This is a genomic window from Bacillus pseudomycoides DSM 12442, assembly GCF_000161455.1.
Classification (GTDB): Bacteria; Bacillota; Bacilli; order Bacillales; family Bacillaceae_G; genus Bacillus_A; species Bacillus_A pseudomycoides.
On record NZ_CM000745.1, the window covers coordinates 1,661,712 to 1,674,363 of the forward strand.

At 34.2% G+C, this 12,652-nt stretch carries 12 protein-coding genes; 8 read left to right on the plus strand and 4 right to left on the minus strand.

The window, feature by feature from the left end; translation table 11 throughout:
- Position 1 precedes the first annotated feature (1 nt).
- Together BPMYX0001_RS08280 and BPMYX0001_RS08285 are read left to right on the plus strand one after the other, a co-directional pair.
- On the plus strand, positions 2-1,309 hold the full coding sequence (locus tag BPMYX0001_RS08280; protein ID WP_006094495.1) for a bifunctional S-methyl-5'-thioadenosine deaminase/S-adenosylhomocysteine deaminase: 1,308 nt from the start codon (positions 2-4) through the stop codon (positions 1,307-1,309).
- A gap of 183 nt (positions 1,310-1,492) precedes the next feature.
- Complete coding sequence (locus BPMYX0001_RS08285) at positions 1,493-3,121, plus strand: peptide ABC transporter substrate-binding protein (protein ID WP_006094496.1); 1,629 nt, start codon at positions 1,493-1,495, stop codon at positions 3,119-3,121.
- Positions 3,122-3,295: 174 nt separating this feature from the next.
- Here BPMYX0001_RS08285 and BPMYX0001_RS08290 read toward each other — a convergent pair whose 3' ends face one another.
- Complete coding sequence (locus tag BPMYX0001_RS08290; protein WP_006094497.1) at positions 3,296-3,826, minus strand: GNAT family N-acetyltransferase; 531 nt, start codon at positions 3,824-3,826, stop codon at positions 3,296-3,298.
- Positions 3,827-4,026: 200 nt separating this feature from the next.
- Here BPMYX0001_RS08290 and BPMYX0001_RS08295 point away from each other — a divergent pair, with 200 nt between their 5' ends.
- The 3 genes from BPMYX0001_RS08295 to BPMYX0001_RS08305 all read left to right on the plus strand — a co-directional run bounded on the left by BPMYX0001_RS08295 (position 4,027) and on the right by BPMYX0001_RS08305 (position 6,768).
- Positions 4,027-4,725: a response regulator transcription factor gene (locus tag BPMYX0001_RS08295; protein WP_033798816.1), complete on the plus strand. Its 699-nt coding sequence runs from the start codon at positions 4,027-4,029 to the stop codon at positions 4,723-4,725.
- The gene (locus BPMYX0001_RS08300) at positions 4,691-5,785 is read left to right on the plus strand and encodes a sensor histidine kinase (protein WP_167535673.1); all 1,095 of its coding nucleotides are present in this window, start codon (positions 4,691-4,693) and stop codon (positions 5,783-5,785) included. The genes BPMYX0001_RS08295 and BPMYX0001_RS08300 overlap by 35 nt, the downstream gene beginning before the upstream one ends.
- Before the next feature lie 83 nt (positions 5,786-5,868).
- On the plus strand, positions 5,869-6,768 hold the full coding sequence (locus tag BPMYX0001_RS08305; RefSeq protein ID WP_006094500.1) for a M23 family metallopeptidase: 900 nt from the start codon (positions 5,869-5,871) through the stop codon (positions 6,766-6,768).
- A 75-nt stretch (positions 6,769-6,843) separates the two neighbouring features.
- Here BPMYX0001_RS08305 and BPMYX0001_RS08310 read toward each other — a convergent pair whose 3' ends face one another.
- Positions 6,844-8,142: an Nramp family divalent metal transporter gene (locus BPMYX0001_RS08310; protein ID WP_006094501.1), complete on the minus strand. Its 1,299-nt coding sequence runs from the start codon at positions 8,140-8,142 to the stop codon at positions 6,844-6,846.
- A gap of 527 nt (positions 8,143-8,669) precedes the next feature.
- Between BPMYX0001_RS08310 and trhO the strand changes: the two genes are divergently transcribed.
- Positions 8,670-9,644, plus strand: a complete 975-nt coding sequence (gene trhO / locus BPMYX0001_RS08315; protein ID WP_018781412.1) for an oxygen-dependent tRNA uridine(34) hydroxylase TrhO — start codon at positions 8,670-8,672, stop codon at positions 9,642-9,644.
- A gap of 119 nt (positions 9,645-9,763) precedes the next feature.
- Here trhO and BPMYX0001_RS08320 read toward each other — a convergent pair whose 3' ends face one another.
- The gene (locus tag BPMYX0001_RS08320; RefSeq protein ID WP_006094503.1) at positions 9,764-10,225 is read right to left on the minus strand and encodes a YfbM family protein; all 462 of its coding nucleotides are present in this window, start codon (positions 10,223-10,225) and stop codon (positions 9,764-9,766) included.
- A gap of 319 nt (positions 10,226-10,544) precedes the next feature.
- Positions 10,545-11,090, minus strand: coding sequence for a GNAT family N-acetyltransferase (locus BPMYX0001_RS08325; protein WP_006094504.1), 546 nt, complete (start codon positions 11,088-11,090; stop codon positions 10,545-10,547).
- A 171-nt stretch (positions 11,091-11,261) separates the two neighbouring features.
- On the opposite strand from BPMYX0001_RS08325, the gene panE reads away from it, so the two are divergent.
- Positions 11,262-12,176, plus strand: a complete 915-nt coding sequence (gene panE, locus BPMYX0001_RS08330; RefSeq protein ID WP_033799639.1) for a 2-dehydropantoate 2-reductase — start codon at positions 11,262-11,264, stop codon at positions 12,174-12,176.
- 150 nt (positions 12,177-12,326) lie between these two features.
- Complete coding sequence (locus tag BPMYX0001_RS08335; RefSeq protein WP_033798818.1) at positions 12,327-12,602, plus strand: hypothetical protein; 276 nt, start codon at positions 12,327-12,329, stop codon at positions 12,600-12,602.
- The last annotated feature ends 50 nt before the right edge of the window (positions 12,603-12,652 follow it).

The following is a 12,652-nucleotide window of genomic DNA, read 5'->3' on the forward strand; positions in this document are numbered from 1 at the left end:
TTTGAAAACAGCTTATGTAAGCGCTACGATTGCAACGCTAAATGAACAGAATGAATTGTTTGAAAACGGATATATCATTGTAGAAGATGATAAGATTATAGAAGTACAAAATGGAGAATTTTCTAATCGAAATCAAGTGGATCAAGTGATAGATTTGAAGGGAAAGTGGCTATTTCCAGGTCTTGTGAATACGCATACACATGTTGTGATGAGTCTTTTACGTGGCATTGGTGATGATATGTTATTACAGCCGTGGCTTGAAACAAGAATTTGGCCTCTTGAAAGTCAATTTACGCCAGAGCTTGCTGTTGCTAGTACAGAACTTGGTTTATTAGAAATGGTAAAAAGCGGGACAACAACATTTTCTGATATGTTTAATCCAATCGGTGTAGATCAGGATGCGATTATGGAAACGGTTCGTAATAGTGGAATGCGAGCAGCGGTTTCAAGAACTTTATTTAGTTTTGGAACGAAAGAGGATGAAAAGAAAGCAATTCAAGATGCTGAAAAATATGTAAAACGATATTACAGTGAAAACGGCATGTTAACAACGATGGTTGCTCCTCATAGTCCATATGCATGCTCTACCGAAATGTTAGAAGAGTGTGCGAGAATCGCGGTGGAAAACCATACGATGGTTCACATCCATCTTTCAGAAACAGAGCGTGAAGTACGCGATATTGAAGCGCGATATGGCAAACGTCCTGTAGAATATGCAGCGAGCTGTGGTTTATTTAAGAGACCGACAGTTATTGCACATGGCGTTGTGTTAAATGAAGATGAGCGCGCATTCTTAGCGGAACATGACGTTCGTGTAGCACACAATCCAAATAGCAATTTAAAATTAGGGTCTGGTATAGCGAATGTTAAGGGAATGTTAGAAGCGGGAATAAAAGTTGGTATTGCAACAGATAGCGTTGCATCTAACAATAATTTAGATATGTTTGAGGAGCTTCGAGTTGCAACTTTATTGCAAAAGGGTATTCATAAAGATGCGACTGCATTACCAGTTGAAACAGCTCTTTCACTCGCAACAAAAGGAGCGGCAGAAGTCATTGGGATGAAACAAACAGGTTCCATTGAAGTAGGAAAGTGTGCTGACTTTATTACAATTGATCCATCCAATAAGCCGCATCTACAGCCAGCAGAAGAAGTGTTGTCACACCTTGTGTATGCAGCAAGTGGAAAAGATGTATCTGATGTTGTAATTAATGGGAAACATATTGTGTGGAATGGTGAATGTAAAACATTAGATGAAGAGCAAATTATTTTTGAGGCAAGTCGTTATAAACGAGGATTGGGGATGTAGTTGAAATAGAGGAATTGATAACGAACGCTTCCCTTTTTAATAAAATACAAGAGGGAAGCGTTTTTTTTGTGAATTTTATGTGAAACGAATAAATATTCAATAGAATATCACGACTTTATACTGGTCCTTCTGTTATAATGTATAACGTTTTATAATATTATTTGAATTTAAGGAGAAAAATTCATGAAGCAGAAAAAGAGCCGCTTACTAGTAATTACACTTGTCACATCTTTGATTTTATCGGCTTGTAGTAGTACAGCGAATAAAGTTAATAAAGGGGATCAAAAACAAGTGTTAAATGTAACAGTATCAGAAGAAATTCCTTCTCTTGATACAGCGAAAGTGATGGATGGTACATCATCACATGTGATGCAAAATATATTTGAAGGGTTGTATGTGCTAGATAATCAAGACAAGCCCGTACCTGGTGTGGCGAAGTCATTTGAGAAAAGTGAGGATGGGAAAAGATATACATTCCATTTGCGCAAAGATGCAAAATGGTCAAATGGGGAATCGGTAACAGCACATGATTTTACTTTTTCGTGGAAACGGACATTGAGTCCTGAAACAGCATCTCAATATGCATACATGCTATTTTATATAAAAAACGCACAAGAAATTAATAAAGGTACATTGGCTACTGATCGACTAGGAGTAAAGGCATTAGATAATTATACGCTAGAAGTACAGTTAGAGCAGCCTGTCCCTTATTTATTGCAATTATTAGCGTTGCCTATTTATTTACCACAGCATGAATCATTTGTGAAAGAACAAGGAGATCGTTATGGATTAGAACCAGATAATCTTATATATAATGGAGCGTTTGTGTTAGAAAAATGGAAGCATGAACAAGAATTTCAATTGAAGAAAAATGATACATATTGGGATAAGCGGAAAGTAAAGCTAGATGAAATAAACTTTCATATTATAAAAGATACAATGACAGCTGTAAATTTATATGAATCTGGTAGTCTTGATCGAGTACCTATTAATTCTACATTTGTAGACCAATATAAAAACAATAAGGAGCTACATGTGTCAAGTGATCCTGCTATAGCTATGCTTCGCTTTAATGAAGGGAATACTTCACTAGCAAATAAAAAACTTCGGCAATCAATTTCTTTAGCAGTAAATAAAGAAGAGCTTATAAATCACTTTATAAACAACGGTGCATCTCCTGCGCATGGCTTGATTCCAACAGGGTATAAGAATGAAGTAACCGGGAAAGATTTTCGAAAGGAAAATGGGAATATTGCTGATTACGATTTAGAAAAAGCAAAAGAACTTTGGGAAGACGCGAAAAAAGAGCTTGGTACGGAGAATGTTACAGTGGAGTTCTTGACATTTGAGCAAGATAATGCAAAACGTATAGCTGAATATATAAAAGGAGATTTAGAAAAGCATTTACAAGGTTTAACAGTGCAGATTAAACAGCAACCATTTAAGCAAAAATTACAACTAGAACAAACAGGGCAATATGATATATCTATGGTAGTATGGGGACCAGATTACAAAGATCCGATAAATTATTTAGAATTATTTACGACAAATAGCCCTAATAATAAGATGGATTACTCAAATTCTAATTATGATGATCTTATAAAGAAAGCAAAATATGATATTGTACTAGATCAACAAAAAAGATGGAAAGCCTTACAAGAGGCAGAACGAATAGTATTGGAAGATGCGGCAGTTGCTCCTCTTTATCATACTGGTTCAGCATATATACAGAAGGAGCGTATAAAGGGCATTGAGAAGCATCAATTTGGCGGTGTATACACGTATAAACATGCTTTTATAGCTGAAAAATAAAAATACTGAGGTGGAAAAGAGCTAATTGCTTGATACAGAAATATTAGCTCTTTTTTAATTGGTTTTTGAATCATTTTAAAACAAATTTAGAAAAAGCTTTTTCAAGGGAAATGTTGTATTTAAGTTTGAAAATTATATTTTAGTTAAAGTAAAGGGATTGTGTTATTCTTTTTATTAAACAGATTTTAGTAAAGAATAAACGTTTGTATCATATGGAATTCCATTTTGATACATATAATTTTGTAGAACTTCTTCTTTTTTAAACCCTAGTTTTGTTAACAATTTATTGGATGATTCATTTTCAAGAAAAACAATCGCTCCAATACGTGTTAAATGAAGTGTATGGAAACCATATGATATAACTTGAGAAACTGCTTCAGTAGCATAGCCATTTCCCCATTGCTCAGGGAAAAGTGCATAACTTATATTTGCTCTTTTATGTTCAGAAGACCAATCGTGAAAACCGATTGTTCCAATAATGCCTTTCGTCCCCTTTCGTTCAATTCCCCATTTCATACCATGTTTTTCATTGTAACTTTCTGCAAAATTTCTAATGATTTGTTTTACCTGATCTATACTTTTTAATGGATTTTGACCATAGTAACGTAATACATCTGTATTAGAAAAGCAATTTAATATACTTTGTGCATCAGATTCTGTAAGTTCTCTCAAAATGAGTCGTTCTGTTTCTAATATCGGAAACATTTTTTCACTCCTTTTTGTATAAAATTTATTTATTATTCTATATTAAAATCAGAAAAAAACAAACTTTTAAAATATTTATCGTGAAATAATTATAATGAGAACTTTAGAAACTGACTAAAAAGAAATGATAATTCTCTTTTGCTACATGTTAATATAATTTTATGGAATATATTTCAAATGATTATGGAAGAGGATGGGTTATGAAACAACAATCTATATTAATCGTAGATGATGACGCAGATATTGTTCAATTAATTGAAGTACATTTACGCCAAGAAGAGTTTCGTGTTTTAAGAGCTTACACTGGGGGAGAGGCATTAAATATTTTAGATATAAATGATATACAACTGGTTATTTTGGACATTATGATGCCTGCCATGGATGGAATTGAGGTATGCCGAAGAATAAGAGAACGGCATACTATTCCTGTTATGTTCTTAAGTGCAAAAGCGACAGATATAGATAAGGTTATTGGACTAAGCACAGGCGCAGATGATTATATAACGAAACCATTTAGTATGATGGAGCTCGTAGCACGGGTGAAGGCACAATTAAGAAGATATACATATTTCAATCATATGCCAAGCGAAGTGCATAAAAACAAAATTAAAATCAGAGGTTTGGAGATAGATGAATTATCTAGAAAAGTGATGTTGTACGAGAAAGCTATTAATCTTACAAAAACGGAATACGATATATTACATCTTATGGCTAAAAATAGAAACCGGGTATTCACATTAGAAGAAATATATGAAAGTATTTGGAGAGAAAGAGCTCATGAAAGCAATAATACTGTCATGGTTCATCTTGCAAGGTTAAGAAATAAGATAGAAGAAAATCCAAAGAAGCCAACAGTTATACAAAATGTTTGGGGAGTCGGTTATAAAATTGAAGACTAAATTATTGCAAGGGATTAGGATGAAATTTTTTCTTGTTTTTATAAGTAGCATTTTATTCTCTACTATTTGCATTATAGTATTTCAAAGTTTGGCTGGAAGTATGCATGAGGATGTTATGAGATTAGAAGAAGAATATTCTTTTATTTACTTTGTTATTTTTCTCATTTTAACTTCGCTCTTTTTTCTACTATTATCAAAGAATATGATGAAAAGATTGGAGCAAATCAATCAGGGTGTGAAACAGATAAGTAAAGGTAATTTGGAAGTACGTATACCCGTTTTGAAAAGTGATGAGATTGGAAAGTTAGCGACCGATATTAATGGGATGGTAAAAAGTTTAAAGGAGTCGATTGAAAAAGAAAAACAATCACAAGAAATGAAAAATGAAATGATTCATAACATCTCTCATGACTTACGAACACCTGTAACATCTTTAATAGGTTATGTTGATTTAGTGGAAAGTAAGCTTCATTCCAACATAGAGGAATGCGATCAGTATGTAGCGGTATTAAAGCGAAAAAGTGATGAGTTAAAAAATCAAATAGATGATCTACTAGAATATTGTCATATAAACTATAAGGAACGTCAGTTACATAAAGAAATAGTAGAAGTTAAACCATTAATAGAACAAATCATGATTGATTTTGTACCGCAATTAGATGAGGAAAAGATGCATTTTGACATTGAGTGTAAACAAACTGTACAAATTGAAGTAGATATAAAATTAATCATAAGGCTAATGCAAAATGTAATCAGTAATAGTATTTTATATGGGAAGTCTGGAAAGAAAATCGTTATTGAAGTGTTAGTTGAAAACGTGAATGCCCAAATAAAAATAAAGAATTATGGACCACGCATTTCAGACGAAGACATTCCGTATGTATTTGAAAAATTTTATCGTGGAGAAAAGTCAAGGAATGCTCATACTGGTGGAAAAGGAATGGGGCTTGCTATCGCTAAAAGTATTGCTCACATCCATGAAGGTGATCTAACAGTGGATAGTAATAAAGAAGAGACAACATTTACTATCATTTTACCAAGATATAAAAGGAAATCGTAAGAAAGTCGTAAGTATTTCTTTCATATGTCGTAAAGTCTGTTCTGTATCATAGCGAATGAAGATATGGAAACGGAGGATATAATATGTGGAAGAAAATTATACTTACTATTTTTGTTGCAATTTTGTTGATAGGTTGGAGCTTAATTTATTTAGCTAGGGGCATTGTATCTATCTTTGCTTGGTGGGGAATACAAGCTTTTAGTTTCTTTTCTATCGTAATTTTTATCATCACAATGACTACAATTATTTGGATTTTGTTTTCTAGAAGACGTATAGATAAAACAATTATTTTTATTTTGATTCTATCTGTAGCTGGAGCTTGGCCAGCAGGATGGTTTGTTGGAATAGGACAAATTGCTTATCCGGCAGATGTTCATTCTGCAACTCCAAAAGCAACGATTCGTCTTCCATTGAATCAAACTGCATTAGTAGGATGGGGAGGAAATCGACTTGAAACGAATTATCACGCCTGGGCACCAAATCAACGTTGGGCATATGATTTTCTCGTTCCACCAGCGGGAATAAAAAGCTCAAAATTAGAAGATTACGGTATATATGGGGCAGAGGTAGTAGCTCCGGCTTCTGGAACAGTTATATCGATTAATACTGATGAACCTGATTTGAAACCAGGAACTGATGATTTTGATTCTATGGCTGGTAATCACATATATTTACGCTTAGATGAAACAGGAACATACCTTATCCTTGCTCATTTGAAGAGAGGATCGGTACTTGTGAAAGAAGGACAACACATAAACGAAGGAACAGTGGTTGCGAAAGTTGGAAACTCAGGAAATTCCAGTGAGCCACATTTACATATTCATCATCAATGGCAAGATCCATCCAAGACGAGCATGTTTCTTTCGGAAGGCTTACCATTATATTTTCGGGATATTGATGGGCACGCTATGCCAGAAGGTGGTATTCGTGTGAAAAATGGAAATGCGGTACCAATAGGTGATGTGATTTCACCTTTAACCTAAAATAAATCCCCTTTGTTTAAGCAAAGGGGATTTATCATGGCATCTTATAAAATAAAAATCAAAAACATAATAGCTTTATTGTCCAGTAAATGTTTGATACAGTAAGAAAATATTTAAAGCGATAACTAGAGCCGCGATTAACCAGGCAATTGCGCTTGTAATACGATGATTAACTAGCACGCCCATAATTTTTTTGCTACTTGTAAACATAATAAGAGGTACTAATGCAAACGCGATTCCAAATGATAATACAACTTGACTCATAACAAGAGCGTAAGTTGGATTCACACCTAAAGCGATAATAACAAGAGGCGGAATCATTGTAATAAAGCGTCTTACATATAAAGGAATATGCATGCGGATAAATCCTTGCATAATAATATCACCAGACATTGTACCGACGGAAGAACTAGATAAACCAGCAGCCAACAATCCAATTCCGAAAAGGCTGGCTGATACAGGTCCAACTAAATTGCTAAATTCATTAAAAGCAACGTCTAAATCTTTAACATGTAATCCGTTTTTGAAGAACAGGGCAGCTGCTACGATTAGCATACTTGCATTAATTGCTCCAGCAATCACCATTGCAATAATGATATCAATGAATTCAAAGCGAAAAATCTTTTTGCGCTGTTCATCTGTTGTTCCAACTACGCGGCGCTGCGTTAAAGCAGAATGTAGATAAATTGCATGTGGCATTACTGTTGCACCTAAAATCCCAGCTGCAAGTAAAATACTATCTACACCCTGAAATTTAGGAATAAATAGTCCCGAAAGAAGGGGACTTAGCTCTGGTTTCGCATAAAACATTTGTACACCAAATGCAACAACAACAATAAAGACCATCCCTGTAATAACAGCTTCTAATGGGCGGAAGCCTCTGCGCTGAAATTCAAGAATAATGAATGATCCGATTGCTGTGATTAAAGCAGCAGGTAACATTGGAATGCCAAATAGCAAATATAATCCTAAAGCAGCACCGATAAACTCGGCTAAATCAGTAGCCATAATAACGAGTTCACCCTGTATCCATAAACCAATTGAAACGGGTTTTGGGAAATGTTCGCGAGCAACTTCTGGAAGGTTTTTACCAGTAGCAATCCCGAGTTTCGCTGATAGAGACTGAATTAAAACGGCCATTAAATTGGAAGCGAGAATTACCCAAAGTAGTAAATAACCATATTGTGATCCAGCTGCAATATTTGTAGCGAAGTTCCCTGGATCAATATAAGCAACAGATGCGATGAATGCAGGTCCTAGAAAAGGTAATAATTTTTTAAGTCCCTTAGTTTCACCACTTAAAGCTAGATGAGCAGATTGAACGGTTGTACTTTGAGAAGGGACGTGTTCATCTTTTGTTATATTTTTATTCATAGTAGTTTTCCCCTTTAGTTTCTTAGCATGATGCAATTATTGTATTTATTCTTACTATCTATTTCAATACATTTAGATGTTTTAGTTGATTTTTTTATTTGAACACAAATGTTTCCTTAATGCAAATTATATGACTGTGTACAATAAAAGGTGTACTTGAAATAACTATGTAATAAAAATAAATAAATAGCTAACATACAGTTATAACTTTTGGGATTGTAGGAAAATTAACCTATAATATGGAATGGAAAAGGCTGTTTTTTAATTGTAAAACAGGGATTACAGCATATTAATTGCTGGAAACCAATTTGTATGTTATATAATATATTGGGATTACATCACAACTCTATTGGATTGTGATGTAATCTCGTTTTTCATTTGCGTTAACTTATAGGAAAACATTGTAAATAGGAGAAAGTTATTTGAGCAATAGTTAACATATCTTTTCTTATTCTTATATGTTCCGATATGATCGTTAACTTATACATGATTTTAAAATATCGAATTAGATAGGTGGTAAAAATAAAATGTCAAATACAAAACCATACAGAGTGTTACTGTACTACATGTACACTACAATTGAGAATCCGGAAGAATTTGCTGCTCAGCATTTAGAATTTTGTAATTCACTTGAGTTAAAAGGAAGAATTCTTGTAGCAGAAGAGGGGATTAACGGAACTGCTTCAGGTACTGTTGAACAAACAGAGGAATATATGGAAGCAATGAAGAACGATTCACGTTTTGATGGAATCGTGTTTAAAGTGGATGAAGCTGATGAACATGCGTTCAAAAAAATGCATGTGCGCCCTCGTTCAGAGCTTGTTACACTTCGTTTAGAAGATGATATCAATCCGAAAGAAACAACAGGTAAGTATTTAGAACCAAAAGAGTTTTGTGAAGCAATGAAGGAAGAAAATACAGTTATCATAGATGCAAGAAATGATTATGAATATGAGCTAGGGCATTTTAGAGGCGCGATTAAACCTGATATTAAATCATTCCGCGAACTACCAGATTGGATTGATGAAAATAAGGAAATGTTCGAAGGTAAAAAGATTTTAACATATTGTACAGGTGGTATTCGCTGTGAGAAGTTTTCAGGCTGGTTAGTGCGTGAAGGCTTTGAGGATGTAAGTCAGCTTCACGGCGGAATTGTAACGTACGGAAAAGACCCTGAAGTGCAAGGTGAACTATGGGATGGACAATGTTACGTATTCGATGAGCGTATTGGTGTACCAGTAAACCAAAAAGAACATGTTATTGTTGGGAAAGACCACTTTACAAAAGAACCATGTGAGCGCTATGTAAATTGTGCAAATCCAGAATGTAACAAACAAATCTTATGCTCGGAAGAAAATGAAGAGAAATATTTACGTGCATGTTCACATGAATGCCGTGTACACCCGCGCAATCGTTATGTAAAAGAGCATGAATTAACAGAAGAGCAAGTGGCTATCGCATTAGAAAAAATTGAAGAAGAAAATAAAGTGAAATTAGGATAATCGTTCACTTTCATAAAAAACGGATCTTATCGTCAAAGAGAGGATCCGTTTTTTTATCGTTTTAACCGAGAAGCCCCTCTCCTCTAATAGAAGTGAAGGGGAGGGTAGTTCACTTCTATTTAGATAATGAAAAAAATTACACATTGCTTGTTTGCAGCAGCTTGCTTATATAAATCCTTAATTTCTAAAAAGTAACTATAGATATATTCTAATATTTCATCCGGGTCATCATCTTCAACAAGTGGATAAAGCTGTTCATCCATTAATTCTTGAAAGTTGTACATGTTGTTGAAATCAGATTCGCTTAAATCTTTTATTGCAGAATAGACCTCTTCGACTTCACTAGTTGTAAGATAAAATGTACCGAGAGAATCGTTATCTATGATGGAATCATTAAGCGGTACGACATGTCCAAGCGGTGGTTCGCCTCCGCCAATCTCACCACATAAAGTAAAATGAAGTAACTGCCATGACTTATCGATATCTAAATCAGATTCTCTAAAATAAATGTCTAACTCGTTATTGTTGATTTTACTTAATTCCTCATCTGTAACTAATAGATACTGTCCAATCATCCCCATAATAGCCAGCTCCTCTAAAGATTTTGAATTTAGTATATCATATTTTATGTAGGTGTTTTTTTGGGATGGAAGAGGATTTTAACTTATTTATAAGATATGAGAAAATATAGATTACTTCTGGTGAATCAAAACAAGGGAAATGTTTAAATAAAAGAGTAGGCCATAAAAATTTGTGGCCTACTCTTTTTATAATCATTCATTTAGATGTTAAAACGTAATTGTTAAAAGGAGGTTTCTGCGTTTTTTCTTCTTGAAATTTTGATTTTTATGGTGGAAGTAAAGCTTTCGTATTATTGATATTCGCTAAAAAGAAGAGAAGCTACTTACTCTTGTTATAATCAGATCTTGTTAAACCATAAACAACAGTATCTTCATACACTCCCCAATACAAACAACTTTGTTTAAATGTTCCCTCATGTTTCAAGCCTAATTTTTGCATGACTTTAGAAGAAGCAGGATTTTTAGTAAAAGCATCAGCATAAATACGATTTAGCTGTAATTCTTCAAATGCATATGTAACGATGACCTGACCGACTTCTGTACAGTATCCTTTACCCCAATAGGATTTACCCAGCCAGTATCCTAGTTCTCCTTTATTGTGTTTTTTGTTAATAAAAAGGTAAATACAACCGATGAGCATATTTTGCTCATTAACCATTGCAAAGTGAAAACTGTCTCCCTTATCCATAGCTGTATGAGTAGAGGTAATCCACTCTTCTGCCCAGCCATCTGGATAAGGGTGAGGAATAATTGTAGTAGTTTTCGCAACCTCTTTATCGCCTGCTAATTCTTGAACTCTCGGAGCATCATCTAATTCAAATGGGCGTATTGTTAATCTTTTAGATAAGAACATTGGATATTGCATTTCTTCTCATCCTTTCTAACTATACAAGTCTTTACTAAGTCTATAATACATAATTTTAAAATAAAACCTTATTAAAAAGTTGAATCTTCTGTTTAATTGATGAGTCAGATGTATAATATAGTTATGTTACAAGGAAGTAAAATTTTCATGTTTGGAAAAGGGGAGTTCTATATGCGTATTTTAGTACTAGGAGCTGGAGGAGTCGGAGGGTATTTTGGAGGCCGTTTAGTAGAAAAAGGGGAAGACGTTACTTTTCTCGTTCGTAGTGGACGAAAACAACAGCTTGAGAAAAATGGTCTTGTTATTCGTAGCATAAATGGAGATTTCTCCTTTATACCACAATTAATCACAAAAACTGAATCCGCAGATCCATTCGATTTAATTTTATTTTCAACAAAAACTTATCATTTAGAAGAAGCAATAAACGATTTGAAGCCATTTGTTGGTGAGAACACAATTATTATACCACTACTAAATGGTATAGCTCATCTATCTGTATTACAACGGGTATTTGGTGAGGATAAAGTTATTGGAGGTTTGTGTTTTATTGAAACAACATTAAACGGTGAGGGAGATGTTGTTCAAACTAGCTCTGCTGACCGACTTGTATTTGGGGAAATTAAACATCTACATACAGAGCGAATATATGAGATTGCCGATGCATTAAAGGGTACAAAAGCAAGTTTTGTTTTGAGTAATCATATCGTGCAAGATATGTGGCATAAATATTTATTTATTACTGTTATGTCAGGTGTGACTACGCTAATGCGCGCACCAATAGGACCAATCCGTGAAAGTGATGGGGGACGGGACTTGATTCGGAATTTATTTGAAGAAGCAGCACAGATTATGAAAGCATCTGGAGCCCCAATTCAGGATAATATTGTTGACGAACATATGAAGACGATCGATAAGATTTCATATGATATGAAATCTTCTATGCAGCGGGATATGGAGAAAGATTCACCTATCGAGGGGGAGTACTTACAAGGATATTTGTTAAAATTAGCAAAACAATTTCATATAGATGCGCCATTGCTAAAAATTATTTATCAAAATTTAAAAGTTTATGAAGAGATGCTGTAAGCGAACATTCCAACAGTCTATAGAGAGATTCGTAGACCTGCTGGTGTGACGGGTTTTCGAGGAGACATTTCCAAGTGAGTTACTGTAAATGAGATATAATTGGCTTGTTGTCTCTTGAAACAAGCTACAGCATAAGGAGAGGTGATTACATTGATTAAATTTGTCCAAGTTATGTTCGGTAAACCTTGCAAAAAAGGTGATACGTTCCAAATTAAATTTGCACGTTTTGTTTATTGGAGTGCAATTGTAGGCTACTTTTTTGCGGGGATTCTTTTTGGGATAGCTTCACTTTTTAATAAAATATTCATTCCATCCCTTGTAGGCTCTTTGTTGTTTCCGTTTATATTTAGATTGGTTTATTATGTGAATTTAAAAATGAATGGTCTCGAAAAAGAAGGTGGATATAAAAAAGTACAAATCAGGTAATTGTATATGAACATTCAATATTTTATCCCGCTATTCGCCGATAGTAAGAC

Excerpts from the sequence above, each read along its gene's own strand:
- BPMYX0001_RS08285 (WP_006094496.1), top strand. The coding sequence starts at position 1,493 with ATGAAGCAGAAAAAGAGCCGCTTACTAGTAATTACACTTGTCACATCT.
- BPMYX0001_RS08295 (WP_033798816.1), top strand. The coding sequence starts at position 4,027 with ATGAAACAACAATCTATATTAATCGTAGATGATGACGCAGATATTGTT.
- trhO (WP_018781412.1), top strand. The coding sequence starts at position 8,670 with ATGTCAAATACAAAACCATACAGAGTGTTACTGTACTACATGTACACT.
- BPMYX0001_RS08325 (WP_006094504.1), bottom strand. The coding sequence starts at position 11,090 with ATGCAATATCCAATGTTCTTATCTAAAAGATTAACAATACGCCCATTT.
- BPMYX0001_RS08320 (WP_006094503.1), bottom strand. The coding sequence starts at position 10,225 with ATGGGGATGATTGGACAGTATCTATTAGTTACAGATGAGGAATTAAGT.
- BPMYX0001_RS08310 (WP_006094501.1), bottom strand. The coding sequence starts at position 8,142 with ATGAATAAAAATATAACAAAAGATGAACACGTCCCTTCTCAAAGTACA.
- BPMYX0001_RS08300 (WP_167535673.1), top strand. The coding sequence starts at position 4,691 with ATGTTTGGGGAGTCGGTTATAAAATTGAAGACTAAATTATTGCAAGGG.
- panE (WP_033799639.1), top strand. The coding sequence starts at position 11,262 with ATGCGTATTTTAGTACTAGGAGCTGGAGGAGTCGGAGGGTATTTTGGA.
- BPMYX0001_RS08305 (WP_006094500.1), top strand. The coding sequence starts at position 5,869 with ATGTGGAAGAAAATTATACTTACTATTTTTGTTGCAATTTTGTTGATA.
- BPMYX0001_RS08290 (WP_006094497.1), bottom strand. The coding sequence starts at position 3,826 with ATGTTTCCGATATTAGAAACAGAACGACTCATTTTGAGAGAACTTACA.